Origin of the sequence: Gemmobacter lanyuensis (assembly GCF_014652355.1) — a bacterium.
In the GTDB taxonomy this organism is placed as follows: domain Bacteria; phylum Pseudomonadota; class Alphaproteobacteria; order Rhodobacterales; family Rhodobacteraceae; genus Gemmobacter; species Gemmobacter lanyuensis.
In genome coordinates this window covers 220,325-241,432 of record NZ_BMYQ01000004.1, presented here as the reverse complement: position 1 = coordinate 241,432, position 21,108 = coordinate 220,325, and the positions used below count along the sequence as shown (strand labels likewise).

23 protein-coding genes and 1 pseudogene are annotated in these 21,108 nt (G+C 65.3%); 17 read left to right on the top strand and 7 right to left on the bottom strand.

From position 1 onward, the window contains the following. Both IE101_RS09645 and IE101_RS09640 read left to right on the top strand, forming a co-directional pair. Positions 1-138 (top strand): annotated as a pseudogene (locus tag IE101_RS09645) (S-(hydroxymethyl)glutathione dehydrogenase); the annotation flags it as partial. Positions 139-316: 178 nt separating this feature from the next. Beyond that, a complete protein-coding gene (locus tag IE101_RS09640; RefSeq protein ID WP_189633611.1) occupies positions 317-787 on the top strand; it encodes a YbaK/EbsC family protein in 471 nt (156 codons plus the stop codon). A 32-nt stretch (positions 788-819) separates the two neighbouring features. Here the strand turns inward: IE101_RS09640 and IE101_RS09635 are convergent, their stop codons facing one another. Then, the gene (locus tag IE101_RS09635; RefSeq protein ID WP_189633610.1) at positions 820-1,695 is read right to left on the bottom strand and encodes a DMT family transporter; all 876 of its coding nucleotides are present in this window, start codon (positions 1,693-1,695) and stop codon (positions 820-822) included. Between the two features lie 154 nt (positions 1,696-1,849). On the opposite strand from IE101_RS09635, the gene IE101_RS09630 reads away from it, so the two are divergent. Further along, on the top strand, positions 1,850-2,605 hold the full coding sequence (locus IE101_RS09630) for an NYN domain-containing protein (RefSeq protein WP_189633609.1): 756 nt from the start codon (positions 1,850-1,852) through the stop codon (positions 2,603-2,605). Here IE101_RS09630 and IE101_RS09625 read toward each other — a convergent pair. Together IE101_RS09625 and IE101_RS09620 are read right to left on the bottom strand one after the other, a co-directional pair. Next, positions 2,559-3,230, bottom strand: a complete 672-nt coding sequence (locus IE101_RS09625; protein ID WP_189633608.1) for a TetR/AcrR family transcriptional regulator — start codon at positions 3,228-3,230, stop codon at positions 2,559-2,561. The two genes, IE101_RS09630 and IE101_RS09625, sit on opposite strands and share 47 nt — an antisense overlap. Before the next feature lie 42 nt (positions 3,231-3,272). Further along, a complete protein-coding gene (locus tag IE101_RS09620; protein ID WP_189633607.1) occupies positions 3,273-3,449 on the bottom strand; it encodes a hypothetical protein in 177 nt (58 codons plus the stop codon). Between the two features lie 145 nt (positions 3,450-3,594). On the opposite strand from IE101_RS09620, the gene mbfA reads away from it, so the two are divergent. The 6 genes from mbfA to IE101_RS09590 all read left to right on the top strand — a co-directional run bounded on the left by mbfA (position 3,595) and on the right by IE101_RS09590 (position 8,637). Then, the gene (gene mbfA / locus IE101_RS09615; protein WP_189633606.1) at positions 3,595-4,572 is read left to right on the top strand and encodes an iron exporter MbfA; all 978 of its coding nucleotides are present in this window, start codon (positions 3,595-3,597) and stop codon (positions 4,570-4,572) included. A gap of 264 nt (positions 4,573-4,836) precedes the next feature. Next, positions 4,837-5,667 (top strand): S-formylglutathione hydrolase, encoded by an 831-nt coding sequence (gene fghA / locus IE101_RS09610; RefSeq protein ID WP_189633605.1) that lies wholly within the window; start codon positions 4,837-4,839, stop codon positions 5,665-5,667. After that, positions 5,660-6,118 carry a YaiI/YqxD family protein gene (locus IE101_RS09605; protein WP_189633604.1) on the top strand — a complete coding sequence of 153 codons (459 nt, stop codon included), beginning with the start codon at positions 5,660-5,662 and terminating at the stop codon, positions 6,116-6,118. Before fghA ends, IE101_RS09605 begins: the two co-directional genes overlap by 8 nt. A 49-nt stretch (positions 6,119-6,167) precedes the next feature. Next, complete coding sequence (locus IE101_RS09600; protein ID WP_189633603.1) at positions 6,168-7,106, top strand: DMT family transporter; 939 nt, start codon at positions 6,168-6,170, stop codon at positions 7,104-7,106. Then, the gene (locus IE101_RS09595) at positions 7,103-7,726 is read left to right on the top strand and encodes an HAD family hydrolase (protein ID WP_189633602.1); all 624 of its coding nucleotides are present in this window, start codon (positions 7,103-7,105) and stop codon (positions 7,724-7,726) included. Before IE101_RS09600 ends, IE101_RS09595 begins: the two co-directional genes overlap by 4 nt. Continuing rightward, the gene (locus tag IE101_RS09590) at positions 7,723-8,637 is read left to right on the top strand and encodes an ornithine cyclodeaminase family protein (RefSeq protein WP_189633601.1); all 915 of its coding nucleotides are present in this window, start codon (positions 7,723-7,725) and stop codon (positions 8,635-8,637) included. The genes IE101_RS09595 and IE101_RS09590 overlap by 4 nt, the downstream gene beginning before the upstream one ends. Positions 8,638-8,664: 27 nt before the next feature. On the opposite strand, the gene IE101_RS09585 is transcribed toward IE101_RS09590, so the two are convergent. Both IE101_RS09585 and rnr read right to left on the bottom strand, forming a co-directional pair. Then, positions 8,665-9,930 (bottom strand): lytic murein transglycosylase, encoded by a 1,266-nt coding sequence (locus IE101_RS09585; RefSeq protein ID WP_189633600.1) that lies wholly within the window; start codon positions 9,928-9,930, stop codon positions 8,665-8,667. 109 nt (positions 9,931-10,039) lie between these two features. Next, positions 10,040-12,280 carry a ribonuclease R gene (gene rnr, locus IE101_RS09580; RefSeq protein ID WP_189633599.1) on the bottom strand — a complete coding sequence of 747 codons (2,241 nt, stop codon included), beginning with the start codon at positions 12,278-12,280 and terminating at the stop codon, positions 10,040-10,042. A gap of 155 nt (positions 12,281-12,435) precedes the next feature. Between rnr and IE101_RS09575 the strand changes: the two genes are divergently transcribed. The 6 genes from IE101_RS09575 (at position 12,436) to IE101_RS09550 (ending at position 16,622) form a co-directional block, all read left to right on the top strand. Then, entirely contained in the window at positions 12,436-12,987 is a 552-nt protein-coding gene (locus tag IE101_RS09575) for a DUF721 domain-containing protein (protein WP_444542714.1), read from the top strand. Positions 12,988-12,999: 12 nt separating this feature from the next. Beyond that, positions 13,000-13,647, top strand: a complete 648-nt coding sequence (locus IE101_RS09570) for a DsbA family protein (RefSeq protein ID WP_189633598.1) — start codon at positions 13,000-13,002, stop codon at positions 13,645-13,647. 142 nt (positions 13,648-13,789) lie between these two features. Then, complete coding sequence (locus tag IE101_RS09565) at positions 13,790-14,035, top strand: DUF4170 domain-containing protein (protein WP_189633597.1); 246 nt, start codon at positions 13,790-13,792, stop codon at positions 14,033-14,035. Between the two features lie 13 nt (positions 14,036-14,048). Further along, a complete protein-coding gene (locus IE101_RS09560) occupies positions 14,049-15,242 on the top strand; it encodes a 3-deoxy-D-manno-octulosonic acid transferase (protein ID WP_189633596.1) in 1,194 nt (397 codons plus the stop codon). Further along, on the top strand, positions 15,242-16,216 hold the full coding sequence (gene lpxK / locus IE101_RS09555; RefSeq protein ID WP_189633595.1) for a tetraacyldisaccharide 4'-kinase: 975 nt from the start codon (positions 15,242-15,244) through the stop codon (positions 16,214-16,216). The genes IE101_RS09560 and lpxK overlap by 1 nt, the downstream gene beginning before the upstream one ends. Positions 16,217-16,277: 61 nt before the next feature. Further along, entirely contained in the window at positions 16,278-16,622 is a 345-nt protein-coding gene (locus IE101_RS09550; RefSeq protein WP_189633594.1) for a DUF8846 family protein, read from the top strand. A gap of 4 nt (positions 16,623-16,626) precedes the next feature. Here IE101_RS09550 and IE101_RS09545 read toward each other — a convergent pair whose 3' ends face one another. Further along, on the bottom strand, positions 16,627-17,622 hold the full coding sequence (locus tag IE101_RS09545; RefSeq protein ID WP_189633593.1) for a Hint domain-containing protein: 996 nt from the start codon (positions 17,620-17,622) through the stop codon (positions 16,627-16,629). A 6-nt stretch (positions 17,623-17,628) separates the two neighbouring features. After that, a complete protein-coding gene (locus IE101_RS09540; RefSeq protein WP_189633592.1) occupies positions 17,629-19,209 on the bottom strand; it encodes a Hint domain-containing protein in 1,581 nt (526 codons plus the stop codon). A 309-nt stretch (positions 19,210-19,518) separates the two neighbouring features. On the opposite strand from IE101_RS09540, the gene dapE reads away from it, so the two are divergent. After that, positions 19,519-20,679, top strand: a complete 1,161-nt coding sequence (gene dapE, locus IE101_RS09535) for a succinyl-diaminopimelate desuccinylase (protein WP_189633591.1) — start codon at positions 19,519-19,521, stop codon at positions 20,677-20,679. After that, complete coding sequence (locus IE101_RS09530) at positions 20,676-21,104, top strand: GNAT family N-acetyltransferase (protein ID WP_189633590.1); 429 nt, start codon at positions 20,676-20,678, stop codon at positions 21,102-21,104. The genes dapE and IE101_RS09530 overlap by 4 nt, the downstream gene beginning before the upstream one ends. The last annotated feature ends 4 nt before the right edge of the window (positions 21,105-21,108 follow it).

The following is a 21,108-nucleotide window of genomic DNA, read 5'->3' as shown; positions in this document are numbered from 1 at the left end:
AAGATCGTCGACTGGTACATGGACGGCAAGGTCGAGATCGACAGCATGATCACCCATACCCTCCCCCTCGACCGCATCAACGAGGCCTTCGACCTCATGCACGACGGAAAATCCATCCGCGCCGTCGTCGTGTACTGACGGCCCTCGCAGGACCGCACACAGCCCCCATCCGCAGCCCGCGAGTGGGGGTTTTCCTTTGCGTCCAGGGCTTATCTGACCAACGTCAGAGAAATGGAAATCCGCGCCGAACCCGGTTGAAGACGCTGCGCCGGCGGCTATGCTGGCCGCCACCCTGCGGCAGGATCGGACAGACAAGATGGCATCGACACCGGGGCTGAAAGCCCTTGAAACGCTGGGCGTGCAGGTCACGCTGCACCCCTATGACTATGACCCGAATGCCGATGCCGTGGGCCTGGCCGCCGCTGCGGCGCTGGGGCTTGATCCGGGTCGCACCCTCAAGTGCTTGATGGTTGAGGTGGATGGTAAGCCTGCATGTTGTGTCATCCCTTCGGATCGGCAGCTGTCGATGAAGAAGGTGGCCGCAGCCTTCGGGGCCAAATCCGCCGCGATGATGCCCCCCGCCAAAGCCGAACGACAGACCGGCTACAAGGTGGGCGGGATTTCCCCCTTCGGCCAGAAAAAGCGCGTGCCGACCGCGATCGAGGCCAGCGCCTGCGGCTTTGACCGGATTTGGATCAATGCCGGTGCGCGGGGGCTCTTGCTCGGGATTGCCCCTGCCGATGCCCTGCGCGCCAGTGGCGCAACAGCCCAGCCCCTGATTGCCTGACCAAAGTCTCTGACCATAGTCAGGGATTTTCCTTACCGCCGCTCCCGCGCTGAAATGTAGATCGCGCAGGAAATCAGCACCGCCACGCCCACAAAGGTCCAGAGATCGGGGAAATCCCCGAAGAACCACCAGCCCACGATCACCGCCATGATCATTTCGGTATAGGCCAGCGGGGCCAGAAGGCTTGCCTCGGCGCGGTCATAGGCCATGACGATCAACCCGTGCCCCAGCGTGGAGATGAACCCCAGCGCCAGAAACAGCGCCCATTGCAGCGGTGTGGGCGGCACCCAGACCAGCCAGACCACGGCGCTGACCAGCACGGTTCCCAGAAGGCTTGTGCGGAAGGTGGTGACCATCGCGGGGTCGCGCCCCGCAATGCGGCGGGTCAGCAGGAAGTAAAGCGCAAGGCAGGTCCCTGCCCCCAAGGCCAGCATCGTGCCGGGGTTGAAAGCCTGCAAACCGGGCCGGATGATGATCATCGTCCCCAGAAAACCGATGCCCACCGCTGCCCAGCGGCGCGGGCCGACCCGTTCCTTTAGCACCAGTGGCGACAATGCCGTCACCAGCAGCGGCTGCACGAAGAACACCGCCAGCGCATCGGCAATGGGCAGAAAGCGCAGCGCGAAGAAGAAGCAGAAAGTGGCCAGGATCAGCAGCATGGCGCGCAGCCCGTGCAGCCCGATCCGTTCCGGCACCAGACCGCGCGGCCCCGCCGCATGCCAGGCCAGCGGCACCGTCATCACCGTGCCCATCGCCATGCGCGCCCAGACGATCTGCAACACCGGCACCGCCTGATTGCCCAGCGTCTTGGCGACGACATCCAGAAAGGGCAGCACCGCCATGGCCCCCAGCATGAAACCGACCCCTGCCAGCGAGCTTTGCCGTTCTGTCATGGCCTGCCCTGTCATGGACTGTCCTTCCCGTTGCGCCCCTTCGTGCCTAACGGCCCGGCCGCCCCCGGTCCTGCCCAAACCCGACGAAATGGGCCGCGTTTGGGCAAAACTCCTTTCCATGTCAGCGCGAACCTGTGACAATGGGAACAACAAGAACAAGAGGTGCCTCATGCCCGATCCCCGTGCCCCCCGCCTTTGCGTGCTGATCGACGCCGACAACGTGCCTTCGGGCTATGCCGAGGCGATTTTTGAAGAAATCGCCAGTCTGGGCGAAGCCTCGGTCCGGCGCATTTACGGCGACTGGTCGGCACAGCGGCTGGGTGGCTGGGCCAAGAAGGTCGCGGCGCTTGGCATGGTGGCGGATCAGCAGTTTTCCAATACCAAGGGCAAGAATGCCTCGGATATCGGGCTGGTGATCGCCGCGATGGATTTCCTGCATTCGGGCCTGTTTGACGGCTTCGTGCTGGTCAGTTCGGACAGCGATTTCACCCGGCTGGCCGCGCGCATCCGCGAACAGGGGCTTGATGTCTATGGCATCGGCGAAAAGAAGACGCCCGAGGCCTTCCGCATGGCCTGCAAACGTTTCATCTATGTCGAGAACCTCTCGGCCGACGAACCGGAAGAGGCCCCCGGTACCCCTGCCCGCCCCGGCCAGCCGAGCGAGGCCAAACCCGCCTCGCGCCGCGAGAAAGAGCCGCCGCAAAAGGCCATTCCGCTGATCGTTGCGGCCATGCGCGCGATCGACCCGGAAGGCGAATGGTATTCGCTGGGCCAGATCGGCCAGTATATCACCCAGGCCAACCCCGATTTCGACACGCGCACCTATGGCAGCGCCAAACTGTCGGATCTGGTCCGCAAGATCTCGAGCCGGTTCGAGGTCAAACCCGGTCCGGGTGGGCAGCTTCTGGCGCGCGATCTGTCATGATCCGCCCGGTCCCGTAGCGGGCCAGGAACATTTCGACCGCGCCCTGCACCACTTTTTCGGCTGCGGGGGGCGGTGCGCAGGTGCAAACGCCGAACATCGCCTGTTCGTGCAGGGTCGCCTTGCACAGCGTGGCGAATTGATCGGCGGCAAAATCCAGATCGTCGATCTGCAATTCGCCGCGCGCCACCGCCTTTTGCAGGAATTCTACCAGCCGTTCCCGCACCATCTGCGGGCCGGAGTGGTAGAATTGGTGCCCAAGTTCCGGGAAACGGTCGCTTTCGGCCACACAGATGCGAAAGACCCGGCGCGAAAAATCCGAAAGCAGAAAGGCCACGATCCGCCGGGCGGCCTCGGTCAGAACCTGGGCGGCAGGGGCGGACTGATCAATCAGCTGCACGGCCTCTTCCGCCTGTCGGGCACATTCGGCGCGCGCAACCTCAAGGAACAGCAGCTTCTTGTCGGGGAAATAGCTGTAAAGCGTGGCCTTGCTGACACCTGCAACGCGGGCGATATCGTCAACCGAAGCCCCTTCAAAACCGTGTTCCAGAAATACGGTGCGGGCGCCTGCGAGCACCTGATTGAACTTGCGCCCCCGGCGGACACGGCTGTCGTCTTGCTGAACCATGTTGCCAGATTAGCCCAGCGGCCGCCCTACGGGCAAGGCGGCTTACCCTGCGGGCGCCGTGCAGACCGTGGCAAGCGCGTTTGGCTGGGTACAGGCCTGCCCCACCGGGACCGGATCGGCGGGGGCCGGGTAGGTCAGTGTCGGCAGGCCGAATACGATGCCCTGTGCCGCGGCAGCCATAGGCAGCAGCAGGGCGGAAACGAGGAAGAGGCGACGCATGTGGCAATCCCATTCTGAACTAATTAGTTCACTTTTCTAAACCGAAGCGTTCGGAATGCAAGAATTTTGAACCAGTCAGTTCAAATTATCCGCTTGCAGCGGCCTTGGATGATCATAGATTGGAATCATTCTAAATGAGGTCATCATGCTTTCCGCCCTGACCAACCGGCGCCGATTTGGCGATCTGACCGAACAAGAGGTGCTCGCACTGGCCATTTCCTCGGAAGAGGATGACGCACGGATCTATCGCAGCTACGCCCAGCGTTTGCGCGCCGATTACCCCGCCACAGCGGCCGTTTTCGAAGGCATGGCCGCCGAGGAAGACAGCCACCGTCAGGCCCTGATTGATCTGCACCGCGCCCGCTTTGGCGACGTGATCCCCCTGATCCGTCGGGAACATGTGGCAGGTTTCTACGCGCGTCGGCCAGTCTGGCTGATGGAAAATCTCAGCCTGCCCACGATCCGCGCCGAAGCCGCCGCGATGGAGAAGCAGGCCGAAGCGTTCTATCTGCGGGCGGCGCAAGCATCGCAGGATGCGGCGACCCGCAGGCTTTTGGGGGATCTTGCGGCAGCCGAGGGCGGCCACCAGCGTGCAGCCGAAGGGTTGGAACGCGCCCACCTGCCCGAAGATACGCGCAGCGAAGAGGATCTGGGCGCCCATCGGCAATTCATTCTGACCTGGGTTCAGCCCGGCCTGGCGGGGCTGATGGACGGGTCGGTTTCAACCCTGGCGCCGATCTTTGCCACGGCCTTTGCCACGCAGGATACCTGGACAACCTTCCTCGTCGGGGCGGCGGCCTCGGTCGGGGCGGGGATTTCGATGGGCTTCACCGAAGCGGCTCATGATGACGGCGTACTGTCCGGGCGCGGCAGCCCGTGGAAGCGCGGCCTTGCCTCGGGGGTGATGACGGCATTGGGGGGGCTGGGCCACGCCCTGCCCTATCTGATCCCGAACTTCTGGACAGCGACGGGCATCGCGATCTTTGTCGTCTTCGTCGAACTTTGGGCGATTGCCTGGATCCAGAACCGTTACATGGAAACGCCCTTCCTGCGGGCGGCCCTTCAGGTGGTGCTGGGCGGGGCGCTGGTCTTTGCCGCAGGCGTGCTGATCGGGGGCGGTTGAACCGGACGCGGATTTCCGCAGGCCGCCCCAGTTTTTCGGCCGCACAGCCTTCATAGACACGGCTGCCCATTGCACAGACCCACCCATTGCCGCTAAGGCCGCAAGGGACAGGGATGACGCGATATGCGGCCATGCTGCGGGGCAGATTGATCAATTTTGCTGATCTTTCGTCCCCGGCCGCGCAGTGTAACCCCGAACCTTTCCGGCGGTCAGCGCTTGACCGTCCCAGCAGACAGGGCCGGAGGACAGGCCCGAGGAGGACCGATGAAAACTGTATCCGAGAACCGTTGCTTCGGCGGTGTGCAGGGCGTGTATACCCATGCCTCCGACACCACCGGCTGCGACATGACCTTTGGCCTTTTCCTGCCCGAAGAGGCCGAGCGCGGCCCGGTTCCGGTGATCTGGTATCTGTCGGGCCTGACCTGCACCCATGAAAACGCCATGGTGAAGGCGGGCGCGCAGAAATGGGCGGCCGAAGCAGGCGTGGCACTGGTTTTCCCCGACACCTCGCCGCGTGGCGCCGATGTCCCGAACGATGAGGCCTATGATCTGGGTCAGGGCGCGGGCTTTTACGTCAACGCCACCGAAAAGCCCTGGTCTACCCATTTCCGCATGTGGGATTATGTGACCGAAGAGCTGCCGCGCATTCTCTTCAACGCATTCCCGGTTGCGGAAGAACGCCAGTCGATCACCGGTCATTCCATGGGTGGCCACGGCGCGCTGACCATCGCCATGAGCTTTCCGGGCCGCTTCCGGTCGGTCTCGGCCTTCGCGCCGATCTCGAACCCGAGCGCGAGCGACTGGGGCCGCAAGCAGTTCACCGCCTATCTTGGCACCGACGAGACGAAATGGGCGCCCCATGACGCGACCCTGCTGATGAAAAAGCGCGGCTTTGATGGCCCGATCCTGATCGATCAGGGGTCGGCCGACAATTTCATCGACCTGCTGAAGCCCGAAGCGCTGGCCGAGGCCATGGCCGCCCGCCGTCAGGGTGGCATCCTGCGGATGCAGAAGGGCTATGACCACAGCTACTTCTTCGTCAGCACCTTCATGGAAGACCATATCGGCTTCCACGCCGCGGCGCTTTATGACTGAGGCGCGGCTTCTGATCGACGCTGATGCCTGCCCGGTGAAGGCCGAGGCGGAGACGGTGGCCACGCGCCACCGCATCCGCATGGTGCTGGTGTCGAACGGGGGCATCCGGCCTTCGGCCAATCCGCTGGTCGAGAGCATCTTTGTCAGTGAAGGTCCGGATGAGGCCGACAAGTGGATTGCCGAACAGGCCGGGCCGCGGGACGTAGTGGTGACGAATGACATCCCGCTGGCCGCGAAATGCGTGGCCGCGGGGGCGCAGGTCATCAAGGCGAATGGCGAGGCACTGACCCCCGCCAATATCGGCAATGCGTTGGCCACCCGCGACCTGATGCAGGATCTGCGCAGCGCCGATCCCTTCCGTCAGGGCGGCGGACGGCCGTTTTCCAAGGCGGACCGGTCGCGCTTTCTCGAGACGCTGGAACGGCTGGTGCGTGCGGCAAAGACACGCTGATGTCGCGGGCAGGCCAGACGCGCCCTGCCCGTGACGCCATACAGGGGGCATGACTGCCGACTCCGCCTCTCGTACCACGCTTTTAGGCATGATGGCCGCCCTGACGGGCAGCGCGGTCTTTTCCATCAATGATTTGGCGATCAAATCCCTGTCCGGCGCCTATGCGCTGCACCAGGTGATCCTGACGCGGTCAACGATCAGCCTGCTCATCCTGCTGGGCTTCATGGCGATGACGGGCGGCTTCGGCGGGCTGCGGACAACGCGGGGGCGCGGGCATCTCTTGCGGGTCAGTTTTGTGATGCTGTCGAACATCACCTATTTCCTGGGCCTCGCCGCGCTGCCGCTAGCCGATGCGGTGGCGATTGCCTTCGTCTCGCCGCTTGTGGTGACGATGATGTCGGTGGTGGTGCTGGGCGAAAGCGTCGGGCCGCGCCGATGGGCTGCCGTCGCGGTGGGGATGCTGGGCGTCCTTGTGATGATGCGGCCGGGCAGCGGGGCGCTGCAACCGGCGGCCGTTCTCGTGTTCCTGTCGGCCTTCACCTATGCCGCGACCCATATGATGACGCGGCGGATGCGCGCGACCGAAAGTGCGGCCACGCTGAATTTCTACGTCCAATGCGGGTTCATCTGCGTCAGCACCGTTTTTGGCCTGACGGTGGGCGACGGACATCTGGCAGGGTCCGAGAATGCCTCGCTCGCCTTCCTGTTCCGCGCCTGGATCTGGCCGCCGGTGTCGGATTGGCCCTATTTCCTCGCGACGGGCCTTGCGGTGACGGTGGGTGGCCTTCTGGTCAGCCAGGCCTATCGTCTGTGCGAGGCCGCGCTGGTAGCCCCCTTCGAATATGCGGCCATGCCCTTTGCGATCCTCTGGGGGGTTGCCTTCTTCGGCCAGTGGCCGGACCTGACCGCCTGGATCGGCATTGCGCTGATCTGCGGCGCGGGGCTTTATGTGTTGTGGCGTGAAACCATGCTCAGGAGGCGGCAATGACCATCGACGCGGTGATCTTCGACATCGGCAATGTGCTGATCGAATGGAACCCCGAACGCTTCTATGACTGGCAGATCGGCCGCGCCAACCGCGAGGCGATGTTCGCCGAGGTTGACCTGCACCGCATGAACGACCTGATCGATGCAGGCGCGCCTTTCAAGGAAACCATCTACGAATGGGCCGACATCTACCCCGACTGGGCCGATGAAATCCGCATGTGGCACGACAACTGGATCGACATGGCCTCGCCCCGGATCGAGGGGTCGATCGCGCTTTTGCGGGCACTGCGGCTGCGGGGGGTGCCGGTCTTTGCGCTGACGAATTTCGGCATCCACAGCTTTGCCTATGCCAAGACGCAGTATGATTTCCTGTCGGAATTCGACCGGGCCTATGTGTCGGGGCATATGGGGGTGACCAAGCCCGACCCGCGCATCTTCGAGATGCTGGAAGAGGATTGCGACCTGCCGCCCGACCGGCTGCTGTTTACCGATGACCGCGAAGACAATATTGCCGCCGCCCTTGCACGGGGCTGGCGCTGCCACCGGTTTGACGGCTGGCAGGGCTGGGCGCATCGCCTTGTCGCCGAAGGATTACTGACCGAAAAGGAAGCCGGCCTATGACCGTTGAGATAATTGGACCCGAGGCCGAGCGCCACCTGGATTGGCTGACCCACTGCGATGCGCTGACCGCTGGCCACCGCCTGCCCCGCGCCGATATTGCCGACAGCATTCTTTACCGTGGCAAGGACACGCTGCTGAACCGCTGCGCCTGGATCGACGGGTTGGGCAGTCTGGTGAAATGCGCGACGGTTCACCCCGGCAATGCCGCAGCTGGCCTGCCCACGATCAATGGCGCCGTCACGCTTTATTCCGACCTGACGGGCGAGCTGGAGGCCGTGGTCGATTTCCATCTGGTGACCAAATGGAAGACCGCGGGCGACAGTCTGCTTTCGGCCCGCCATCTGGCGCGGCCCGACAGCCGCAAGATCCTGCTTGTCGGGGCGGGTACGGTGGCCCGGTCGATGGTGCAGGCCTATCGGGCGATCTTTCCGCAGGCCGAATTCACCGTCTGGAACCGCAGCCCCGCCACGGCCGAGGCGATGGTGCGCGATCTCGGCGTCAGCCTGGCCACGGACCTGCCGCAGGCGGTGGCCGAGGCCGATATCATCTGCACCAGCACCATGGCGACGGCGCCGCTGATCCGCGGAGAATGGCTGCAACCCGGCCAGCATCTGGATCTGATCGGCGCATACCGCCCCGACATGCGCGAGGTGGATGACGAGGCGCTGACCCGCGCCACGCTGTTCGTGGACAGCCGCGCCACCACCATTGCCCATATCGGTGAATTGCAGGACCCGATCGCCCGCGGCGTGATCTCGGAATCCGATATTCAGGCCGATTTCTACGACCTGCCCGCAGGCCATTATCGCCGCCGCACCGCCGATGAAATCACCATCGCCAAGAACGGCGGGGGGGCGCATCTCGATCTGATGACGGCGACCTATATCCTTCAGGCTTGGCGGCACCGCTGACCGCCGGGGCCGCCAAGGTCGGCGGCCTCAGCTGCGGCGGAGCAGGTCCAGAAGATCACGGTCGGGATAGCCATCAGGCACCAGCCCGCGCGACGCCTGGAAAGCCTTGACCGCCGCATAGGTCTTGGGTCCGACATTGCCATCGGTGCCGCCGGTGTCATAGCCGAGCGCGGTCAGGCGTTCCTGCAGCTCCATCCGCTCTGACAGGCGCAGCGTCGCATCGCCTGCGGGCCAGGGGGTCCGCAGCGGGCCGCCGCCCTTCAGCCGGTCGGACAGATGCCCCACGCCGATCACATAGGAATCGGCCTGATTATAGCGCTCGATCGCATGGAAATTGCGGTAGATCAGGAAGGCCGCGCCCTTCACGCCCGAAGGCAGCAGCAGCGCAGCCGGGCCATCCGGCACCGGGCCGCCATCTGCGCGGCGGATGCCCATGGCCCGCCATTCCGCGCCCGACCGCTTGGCCGTCTTGCCCGAAACCTCGGCGCCAAAGCCTGCGGGCAGAGTGACCTCCATGCCCCAGGGCTGCCCGAGCTGCCAGCCCGATTTCGCCAGATAGGCCGCCGTTGAGGCCAGCGCATCCGTCGGATCGTCCGACCAGATATCGCGCCGCCCATCGCCCGTGAAATCAACGGCATAGGCAAGGTAGGACGTGGGGATGAACTGGGTATGCCCCATCGCCCCCGCCCAGCTGCCGAACATGTGGCGGGCGTCGGTATCGCCCGCTTCAAGGATTTTCAGCGCGGCGATCAGCTGGCCCTGGAAGAATTCCGCACGCCGCCCGTCATAGGATACCGTGGCCAGCGCCTCGATCAGCGGCAGGTCGCCCCGCTTTTCGCCAAAGCTGCTTTCCATGCCCCAGACGGCAACGACAACCTCTTTGTCCACCCCATAGGTCGCCTCGATCTGGGCCAGGGTGGCGGCATGACGCGCCAGCATCGCCCGGCCATTGGCCACGCGTTTTTCCGAAACCGCAGTTTCCAGATATTCCCACAGCGACTTGGTGAATTCGGCCTGATTGTTCGACCGTTCGATGACCACCGGGTTATAGACCACATCGCGGAAAGCCGCGTCATAGGTCGCGGGCGACACGCCCGAAGCCAGAGCCCGCGGCCGGAAGGCCGCAATCCAGGAGTTCAATCCGGCCACCTTGGCGGGGTCGGGGTTCTGATCGCGGCCGTATTTGATCACGGTCGGGCTGCTCCCTGATTGCGAAACCTCGGAGCCGCCGCCGATGCAGCCCGCCAGCGATGCGACGACGAGGAGGGGAAGAATGGTTCTGGAAATACGCATGATAGGCCCCTGTTGCGGGTGTTCTGAAACTGCTCTGGCCTCAGTTTAGCGGGAACACCCCAAAGGGGAAAGCACCCCGCCCCCCGATCGGCGGGCGGGTGCCGTGGCATCAGCGCCGCTTGCGGATGACCTTGCGCTTGGCGATGGCCGCGCGCACGGGCTTGCGCGGAGCATAGCGCCCGCCCTTGCCCTTTTTCGGCCCCGGCAGGGCGCCGCCCTCGATCTCGACCAGTTGCAGGGTCAGGCCCCCTGTCACCGGGATCGCCTCGGCCAGACGGACGGTGACGCGGGCGCCAAGGCCGATGGTCAACCCAGTGTCCGATCCGGTCAGGGTCTGATTGTCGGCGTCATAGTAAAAGAACTCGCGCCCCACCTCGCGGATGGGGATCAGCCCGTCGGCGGCGGTTTCATCAAGCTTCACGAAAAGGCCGAATTTCTGCACCCCCGACACGCGGCCCGTGAAGGTCTGCCCCACGCGGTCTGACAGATAGGCCGCAAGGTAGCGGTCCACCGTATCGCGTTCCGCCGCCATCGACCGCCGCTCCGCATCAGAAATCAGTTTGGCGGTTTCCTCCAGCATTTCAATGTCTTGATGGCTCAGGCCGTCATCGCCCCAGCCATGCCCGAGGATCAGCGCGCGATGCACGATCAGGTCGGAATAGCGCCGGATGGGCGAGGTGAAATGCGCGTAGTTCCGCAGCGCCAGACCGAAATGGCCAAAGTTCTGCGGGTTGTAATAGGCCTGCGTCATCGACCGCAGGGTCGAGATATTCAGCAGCTCGTCGAACTCGGTCCCTTGGGCCTGCGACAGCAACCGGTTCAGGTGCGACGTCTTCAGAACCTGCCCCTTGGCCAGCGTAAAGCCCGACGCCTCGGCCACTTCGCGCAGCGCATCCAGCTTTTCGGGGCTGGGTTCTTCGTGGACGCGGAACAGAAGCGGACGCTTCAACCGGATCAGCTCTTCCGCGGCGGCGACATTGGCAAGGATCATCGCCTCTTCGATCACCTTATGGGCGTCGAAGCGTTCATAGAAGGCCACCGACAGCACCTTGCCTTCGTCGGAAAGCAGGATCTTGCGTTCCGGCAGCTCAAGGTCCAGCGGCTGACGGATGGCGCGGGCGCGTTTCATCACCTCATAGCAGGCGTAAAGCGGGCGGATGACCTCTTCCATCAGCGGTGCGACCTTGGGCTCAATCGCCCCGTCCATCGCCGCCTGCACCTGCCCGTAATGCAGCGAAGCCTTGGACCGCATCAACCCGCGGGTAAAGCGATGCGACAGCTTGTTGCCCTGCGCGTCGATCTTCATCCGCACCGCCATGCAGGCGCGGTCCACACCTTCGTGCAGCGAACACAGATCGCCCGACAGCGTGTCGGGCAACATCGGCACCACCCGGTCGGGGAAATAGGTGGAATTGCCGCGCTTGCGCGCCTCGCGGTCAAGCGCCGATCCGGGGCGGACGTAATGCGCCACATCGGCAATCGCGACCCAGAGGATAAAGCCCCCGGGGTTCGCCGGATCGTCATCGGCATGGGCATGCACGGCATCGTCGCGGTCGCGCGCGTCGATCGGGTCGATGGTGACCAGCGGCAGGTCGCGCAGATCTTCACGTGATCCCAGCGGGCAGGGCTGGGCGGCGTCGGCTTCGGCCAGAACGGCGGCGGGGAACTGATCGGGGATGCCGTGCTGGTGGATGGCAATCAGGCTGACCGCGCGCGGCCCCGAAGGATCGCCCAGCCGTTCCACGATGCGTGCCGTAGTCAGTCCCATGCGCTTGGCACCGGCCTGTTCGGCCTCGACCAGCTCACCATCCTCGGCGTCAAGGGTCAGGCCCGCAGGCACGCGCCATTCCTTGTCGCCCCCCTTGTCGATCGGCACGATCCGCCCGCCTTCGTGGCTGGCGCGGAAAATGCCCAGCACGCGGATGGCATTGGTGCCCAGCTGGCGGATGATGCGGGCTTCATGGCTGAAACCGTCGCCCGCGACGGGGGCCAGCTTGGCAAGGATGCGGTCCCCCTGCCCCAGCGCGGGATCGCCCGCGCGGGTAATGACGTGGATGCGCGGGGGGGTGTCCCCCTCCCATTCGGCGGGGACGGCAAACAGATCGCCCGAGGCATCGGGGGCCGTGATCCGCAGGATCGACACGGGCGGCAGGGTGCCTGCCTCGCGGAACTGGCGCTTGCGCTTTTGCACGCCGCCTTCCAGCTCCAGCTCCTTGAGCAGGCGCTTCAATTCGATGCGGCCGGGGCCGCCCTTGATGCTGAAGGCCTTGGCAATATCGCGCTTCGACGCAAGCGTCGGGTTATCGGTGATCCACTGGCGGATCTGGTCTTTGGTGGGCAGCTGGTCCATGGCCCTGCCTAGCATGGGGCGCGGGCCGCGTCACCCCATCATCCCGGCGCGGGCCGGACCGGCGCCTCTGTCACGCAATCTTTATGGACCTGCGGCGCCGTTGGTGCTGGCCCGTCCCGGCGCGCGCCGCTAGGATGCCGTCGAACGGAGGATGCATGACAAACGACGGCCCCGGCCCGATCCCAGACGAAAGCTATCGCTGGTCCCGCAAGGGGCGCCGGATGCGTGGGTTCGAGGCGGCATCGGGCCTGCTGAAAGACCGCATCCGCAGCGCAGGCGAAAGCCGCGGCTTTGCCGTGACGCGCCTCCTGACCCATTGGCCCGAGGTCGTGGGCGAGGACCTGGCCCGCGTGACCCGTCCGGTGAAGGTAGGTTATTCCAAAGGCGCCTTCGGGGCGACGCTGACGGTGTTGGTCAAACCCACCGATGCGCCGATGGTGCAGATGCAGTTGCCGCGCATCCGTGACCGGGTGAATGCCTGCTACGGCTATGCCGCGATCAGCCGCGTCACGCTGACCCAGACCGCCCCGATGGGCTTTGCCGAGGGGCAGGCACAGTTCCTTGCGCCGCCGCCGGTGGCCCCGCCCGCCCCGCCGCCCGAAATTCTGGCCAAAGCGCATGAAACCGCCGAGGGCGTGCAGGACGAAGGTCTGCGCCGCGCGCTGGAAATGCTGGCCGCCAATGTCTTAACACGCCGCAGAACCTGAGAGGCCGACGAGATGACCAAATACACCCGCCGCGACGTGATCGCCCTTGCCGCCTCGGCGGCCATGGCTGCGGCCATTGCCATTCCGGCCTGGGCCGAAGGCGAAGCGGCTGCCCCCGCCGCCGATGCCCCCCTGGAGCTGCCCGAGCTGGTTCTGGGCAATGCCGATGCCAAGGTGACGCTGACGGAATATGCCTCGTATACCTGCCCGCATTGCGCGAATTTCCATGACGCTGTCTTCAAGCCGCTGAAGGCCGAATATATCGACACCGGCAAGGTGAAGTTCGTCTACCGTGAGGTGTTCTTTGACCGCTACGGTCTCTGGGCCGGGATGCTGGCCCGCTGCGGCGGCGAGATGCGCTATTTCGGCCTGAATGGCGTGCTGTTCGAAAAGCAGAAGGAATGGGCCGCCTCGGATGATCCGACCACGGTGATCGGCAATCTCAAGACCATCGGCAAATCGGCGGGCATGACCGATGCCGAGCTGGACGCCTGCTTCAACGATCAGAAACTGGCCGAGGCCATGGTGGCGAATTTCCAGAAGAACATGGAGGCCGACGGCGTTGAAGGCACGCCGACCCTGTTCATCAACGGCACCAAACATTCCAACATGTCCTATGAGGACCTGAAGGCCCTGCTGGACGCCGAACTGGCCAAGTGATCCGGGCGGCAGCGGGGCGGCCTGGCCCTGCTGCCCCTTCCCCTCGCTGCCGCGGCGTCATGTCCGGACCGAAGCCCTGCCCCGCCTTTTCCTTTGCCTCGTCATCCGCTAGGGTCCGCCCCACACTGGACGGAGAAAATCCATGGCGCAGCGTCTTCACCTCGTCTTTGGCGGCGAGCTGGTAAGCCCCTCGAAAAACGTATTCAAGGATGTCAAGAACATCCACATCGTCGGCATGTTCCCCGATTACGAATCGGCCTTCGCCGCCTGGAAGGCCGAAGCGCAGCGGACGGTTGATGATGCCCATATGCGCTACTTCATCGCGCATATCCATCGCCTGCGCGATGAGGCGCAGCCGGGTTCGGCGACCGAGGAACTGGGCGCCTGAGCGCTGACGGATCATGGCGCCACTTGGCCTGTCGCTTTACAATCTCGCCGCGCGGCGGCGGGTGGCGCAGCCGACCGAACGGCCCGAGCGGCCGCCCGGGCGCCTGATCTGGCTTCACGCCCCGGAAGAGGAACATATCCGCAGTCTGGGCGTGCTGGCCGAAAAGATCCGGGATGAGGACGGCCACCCTGTCCTTGTCACCACACCGGGCAGCACCGCACCCGCGGCACTGGCGGGCGGCACGCTGTGGCAACCTTCGCCGGGGGAAACCGTGGCCGAGGTCACGGCGATGCTCGATCACTGGCAGCCCGATGCCATCCTCTTTTCCGGCGGCGAGCTGCGCCCGGCGCTGATCGATGCAGCGGCGGGGCGCAAGATCCCCATGGCGCTGGTCGAGGCGCGGGTGCCCCATCTGCCGGATGGCCGGGATGGATGGTATCCCGGGCTGATCCGCGCCACGCTGGCGCATCTGCAGGAAATCCTCGCGCTGGATGATGCCGCCGCCCGCGCGCTTCGCAAGGCGGGGGTCAATGCGCGGATGGCGGTGACGGGCCGGATGGAACAGCCCTGCGCCGTCCTGCCGGGGAATGAGGCCGAGCGGGAAGAACTGGCCCGGCTGATGAATTCGCGCCCCGTCTGGCTGGCCGCGGCCCTGCCGCAGGCCGAAGAGGCCGCAGTGATTGAGGCGCATCGTGCCGGTCTGCGTCTGGCCCACCGGCTGCTGCTGATCCTTGTACCGGAAGACCCCGCCCGCGCGACCGAGCTTGCCGCCAGCCTTGAACGCGCCGAGGGGTGGATGGTGGCCAGCCGCAGCGCGGATGAGGAACCCGAGCCGGAAACCGAGGTCTTCATCGCAGATGCCGCCGAGATGGGGCTTTGGTATCGGCTGGCGCCGATCACCTTTCTGGGCGGGTCGCTGGCGGGCACCGGTTGCATCCGCGACCCGATGGAGGCCGCGGCGCTGGGGTCTTCGCTGATCCACGGCCCCCGTCCCGGCCCGCATGGCGCGATCCTCGGGCGGCTGGGGGCTGCGCGGGCCACACGCTCCGTCGCCTCGGGCGGCGATCTGGCCGAAGCGTTGGCCGAACTTCTGTCGCCCGACCGGGCTGCAAAACTGGCGCAGTCGGCCTGGACCGTGGCCTCGGACGGGGTCGAAGTGACCGAGCGGGTGCATAGCCTGCTCCGCCGCATGTTGGGGGAAGACTGATGCAGGCGCCCGAATTCTGGTATCAGCCGCGCCCGACGGTGCTGGCGCGCCTTCTTTCACCGCTGGGGCGGATCTATGCGGCGGCGACCGCCCGGCGCGTGGCAAAGCCGGGCTATCGCGCCAAAGTGCCGGTGATCTGCGTCGGCAACCTGAATGTCGGCGGCACGGGCAAGACCCCGACCGCCATCGCGCTGATCGAACGGCTACCCGGGGTGCATGTCGTGACGCGCGGCCATGGTGGAAGCCTGCCCGGCCCCGTGCAGGTCACCCCCCGCCATCAGGCGGCCGAAGTGGGGGATGAACCCCTGCTGCTTGCGGCTTTCGCGCCGACCTGGGTCGCCAAGGACCGCGCCGCCGGGGTGCGCGCGGCCGAAGCTGCGGGGGCGAAGGTCATCCTGCTGGATGACGGGTTCCAGAACCCCTCGGTCCAGAAGGACCTGAGCATCATCGTGGTCGATGCCGCGCGGGGCTTTGGCAACGGGCTTTGCCTGCCTGCCGGGCCGCTGCGCGAACCCGTCGCGGCGGGGATGCAGCGGGCCGATCTGGTGATGGCGATCGGCACCGATGCGGCGCAGGATGATTTTGCCGCCCGTCACCCGCTGCCGGTCCCAGTGATCCGCGCGCGGTTGGAGCCGCTGCAGATGGGGCTCGACTGGACGGGCGAAAGGGTGCTGGCCTTTGCCGGGATCGGCCACCCGGAAAAGTTCTTTGCCACCCTGCGCGATCTGGGGGCGGTGGTGGTGCGCGCACAGGCGCTGGATGATCACCAACCGCTGGCCACTGCACTGATGACCCGGCTTGAGACCGAGGCCAGCGCGTTGCAGGCCCAGTTGGTCACCACCGAAAAGGATGCCGTCCGCCTGCCCCCGGCCTTCCGGTCGCGGGTGCTGACTCTGCCGGTGCGGTTGCGCCTGCCCGATGCCGCGCCGCTGCAAGCCGCGCTGGCGCGATTGGGCCTGTCGCTGGCCCCTTGACGCGCCGCTTGCCGCGCGCGGGGTTCCGGCTTAGGAGAAGGCGGTTACGAAAGGATACGGCATGAGCGACAGCGAAAGTCAGGACAGCAAGGCCAAGCGTCCCCAGCAGGTCTATACGCTGGTCGTGGAAGTCGGCCGCAAGTCGGGTGACGGCCTGCCCGACAAGGCCACCGGTGCCGCGCTGATGATCTATGCCAGCGGGGTGGATGAGGCCGAGGCCGTGCGCGAAACCGTGGCGATCCTCAAGCAGGCCGATCTCGCACCGCTGGACGTGTCGGGCTATGGCACGCTGTCGGAACGCGAGGCCGCGGGCGACGAAATCGATGCCGAAGAACGCGAGCTGATGCAGCGCGCGTTGGACGAAAACTCGGTCGTCGTGGCGCAGATGACACCGTTCTACGACTGATCAGTCAGGCGGCGCGGCGCCCGTTGCCGCGCCCCAGCAGCGCCAGAAGCGGCACAGCTTCGTAGTGACGCAGGATCGGCAGCGGCGGCGGGGCCAGCACCCGGTCGTGGCTGGCTGACAGGAAGGCCAGATCTTCGCCCGCGATCAGATCAGGTGCCCCGATATCCAGCGAAACCGTCCCCGCGATCATGCGGCGTCCATCGTGATAGGCGGATCGGCCATCGGTCAGGTGTTGCGCGCGGGCCAGAACGGCCTCGGTCGAGAACAGATATTCGACCTCGGCCCCCGCAAGAACGATGCACTGGTCCGCGCTGACCAGAATATCCCGCATCCGGCTGAAATAGGGTGCGCGTAGCAGGACAGGCGCCTGCCGCCCCCGCGCCGGCAGTACCAGTTTGCGGACGGAACGCAGGGGCCGCACCAGCCCATCGGCCGTCAGCACCCGGTCGCCACCTTGCAGGGTTCCCGCAGGCCGCAGCCCCGAGGGCGTGGCAATGAGGGTGCGTTGACCGACCCAGCTGGCCTGACGCGGCGGGCTGTCCTGCAGGGTGACACCAAACCACAAGAGCGCGGGATGGCGACGCGACTCGCCCAGGCCACGGCAAAGCGCGTCAAGCAGGGGCACCGGCAAAGCCACCACAGCCGCACCCCTGGTGCGGATTTCCTGGTCGGTATCGGGCGGCAGATAGGCCAGGGTCCAGCCCCGGTCGTCCCAGCCAAAAGTGATCCGGGCCGTACCCGCCCCCTGCGGAAACGGCCCGTGGACCATGGCGCGCAGCACCCGGCTGCCCACCCGCAGCACCAGCCCCACCCCAGAATCAGGCGCCAGAAAAACCGACAGCAGGCTGTGACCCAGACGCTGATCCACCAAAACGGCAGCCGCAGGCAGGGGCACTGCCACCTCAAGAACCAGCGAGCCCTGCGCCAGCTCTGCCTGCCCGATCAAGGGCCCCTGCCCCACGGGTCCGTCCTGATCGGAGAGGGCGACCCAGCCGCTCATGTCGGGTCAGGCCGCGCCTGTCAGCAGCAGTTGCGCCTCATATCCGCGCAGCATGCGGCGGGCGGCGGGGCCATAGCCGTGACCGGTCATCGGGTCCAGTTCAGGAAAGAGCGTGACCAGTTCCTGCAAAACGGCGCCGTCGAAGCTGTGCGACATCTGCGGGCCGGGCAAGAAGCTTTCCGTGGGCAAACCTTCGGCCCAGATCACCTGATGGCGGTCAAACAGCAGATGGACATATTCGACCTGCCCGCCTTCGACCCGGCACACGCCATCATGATTGAGCAGATCCTTGGCCGCCACCAGCACCTCATCTTCACCAAACAGCAGCTCGGCCATGGCATCGCGCAACAGCACCCGATGCTGCGGCGAGACGAGCAGGGTGCCGTGATCCCCGAAGGCGCCGGCAGCAATGCGGATGGGGGCGAAGTTGCCGGTCGCCGGAACGGTCCGCCGACCGATCCAGCGCAGGGGTTGGGCGCCGTCATCCACCGTCAGCACCAGATCCCCAGGGGTCAGGCCTTCAACCCGCCGCGGGCCGCCCGGCGTGCCGATCAGGGTTCCCGCCACAAAGCAGGGGATCTGCGTCAGGTTCACGATGGCGGTATCGGTGACGCCGTTGCCGTTCCCGTGGGCATTTGACACGGTATAGGTGAACGAGGTGTTCTCGGTCTGCCCGTCGCCGGTGATGGTGAAGGTGCCATCGGCATTCAGCCGGATTTGCTGCCCCGAGGGCAGGACGACAGTCTGCCCCGCCACCACCGGCACCCCGTTGATCTGGGTGATGACAAGGGCGTTGCCGCTGGCCGACTGATCATTGCCAAGGACATTGATCGTCTGGGTGCCGGTTGCAAACATCGTGACCGAATCGTCACGGGCGACCACGGCGGTCTGCACGCTGTCGGCCGCGATCAGTAGGTTGCTGTCATATTGCGCGTCCGACACATCGGCGATGCCGATGCGGATGGTGTTCGCCACACCCGGTGTCACCTGCATGTCGAGCGACAGCGTGACGGTAAAGCCGTCCATTTCCGTATTATAGGTGTCGTTGACATTCGACACCGTCAGGTTCGGCTGGGTGTTGGTGTTGATGTTATTGACACTCGTCCGCCCGGTGCCGACCGAAATCGGCACGGCACTGCCGTTGACCCAGACCCCGACAACATCGTTGAACTGCGAATTGATGTATTCGGGGTATTCCTCAGAGGCAAAGACGAATTTGATCGTCATGGTATTGCCGGTCGGAACAAAGGTCGCATCCAGCCAGACGGCATCGTAGGTCGGCGCCCCGGCAACCGCGTTGAACTGGGCGTTGTTGTTCGTGCCGGTGGTATCTGTCGAAGTGCCGGTCGACCGGTTGGGGTTTCCGTTGTGCTGGGTGAAGGAATCCGCCCGGCCCGTCGAGAGGATCACGCCGCTGTTCGACGGCACGACCCCGGGCGACAGCTGGCCATCGCTGTAAATCGCCGCCGAATAGGACGGCCCGGAATAGGACGCGGACAACACCGAGACCCCATCCCCGAAAATCGTATTGGCCATCTGCAACGCCGTGACGTTGCTGTTATAGGTAAGCTCGGCGCCCACACCCATCGTGCCTGTTCCTTGTCCCTCGGACGTCCCCCACCGGTGCAGGGTTTTCCCTGTCAGGTCCGGTGCTGCTCGGGGCGCAGGGGTTTTTCCCCCGGCTGTCTTGGATCAAACCCATACTTACGACACTCGCACATCCATAAGTTAGATTTGGATTTTCCTTTTTGTCATCACGATTCCCGCGACAATCCCCTGAAGCCCCACCGATTGGTTGCAGGCCGGGCACAGTTTTCACCCGTGCCGTGGTCAGCCGGGGTGCTTGCGGTGGCGAAAACGCCCCTTTATCCCTTGGGCGACAGAAGGAGAGCGCCGATGACCCACCCCCGGACCGAATCCCTTGACCCGGTTCAGCTGACCGCCGATCTGATCCGCTGCAATTCGGTCACGCCTGCCGAAGGGGGCGCGCTTGTGCTTCTGGAAGGGCTGCTGACGCAGGCCGGGTTCACCTGCACCCGCGTCGATCGCGGCGGGATCGCCAATCTCTATGCCCGCTGGGGGGCCAAGGGGGCCAACCGCAGCTTCGGCTTTAACGGCCATACCGATGTGGTGCCGGTGGGCGATGCCGCCGCCTGGACGCATGATCCGTTTGGCGGCGAGATCATCGATGGCATCCTGTGGGGCCGGGGCGCGACCGACATGAAGTCAGGCGTGGCGGCCTTTGCCGCGGCGGCGGTCGATTTCGTGCGCCAAACCCCGCCCGACGGCGCGATCATCCTGGCCATTACCGGGGATGAGGAAGGCGATGCAGAACATGGCACCGTCGCATTGCTTGACTGGATGGCAGCCGAGGGCGAGCGGATGACGCATTGCCTTGTCGGCGAACCCACCTGCCCCAATGAAATGGGCGAAATGATGAAGATCGGGCGGCGCGGCAGCATGACCTGCTGGTTCACCGCCACCGGCGTGCAGGGCCACAGCGCCTATCCCCACCGCGCCCGCAACCCGATGAGCGCGCTGGTCCGCCTGCTGGCGCGGCTGGAGGAAAAGCCGCTGGACGAAGGCAGCGCGCATTTCGACGCCTCGACCCTTGCGATCACCACCATCGACTGCGGCAACCCGGCCAATAACGTGATCCCCGCCAAGGGCAGCGCCACCGTCAATATCCGCTTCAACGATCTCCACAGCGGTGCGAGCCTCAGCGACTGGCTGCGCGGCCATGCCGCCGCGGTCGAGGCGGAAACCGGGGTGCGCTTTGACCTGCGGATCCAGATTTCGGGCGAAAGCTTCGTGACCCCGCCGGGCGCCTTCTCGGACATGATCGCCCGCGCGGTCGAGGCCGAAACCGGGCGGCGCCCGGAACTGTCGACCTCGGGCGGCACTTCGGACGCGCGCTTTGTCAAGGATCACTGCCCCGTGGTCGAATTCGGGCTGGTGGGTAAGACCATGCACCAGGTCGATGAACGGATCGAGGTCGAACAGATCGAACAGCTGAAGGCGATCTATACCCGCATCCTGCAGGATTACTTCGCATGACCATCGAGATCCGCGTAACGCAGGATATCGCCGCCTGCCACGATCTGCGCCGCCGTGTCTTCATCGAAGAACAGGGCATCTCCGAGGCGGATGAGATGGATGATCTGGATGATCAGGCCACCCATCTTCTGGCCCTTCAGGATGGCCAGCCCGTCGGCACGGCACGGCTGCTGCAAAAGGGCCGCACCGGCAAGATCGGGCGGGTCTGCGTTCTGCCCGTCGCGCGCGGCACCGGCCTAGGTGCGGCGTTGATCCGCGCGGGGATTGATCATTTCGCCGCCGACCCCGGCTTTGATGAGGTCTATCTGAGCGCGCAGGTGCCGGTTCTGGGGTTCTACGAACGGCTGGGGTTTGTGGCCCACGGTCCGGAATATGACGATGCGGGCATCCCGCACCGGGACATGACCTTGCCGCTGGCACGCTGAGACG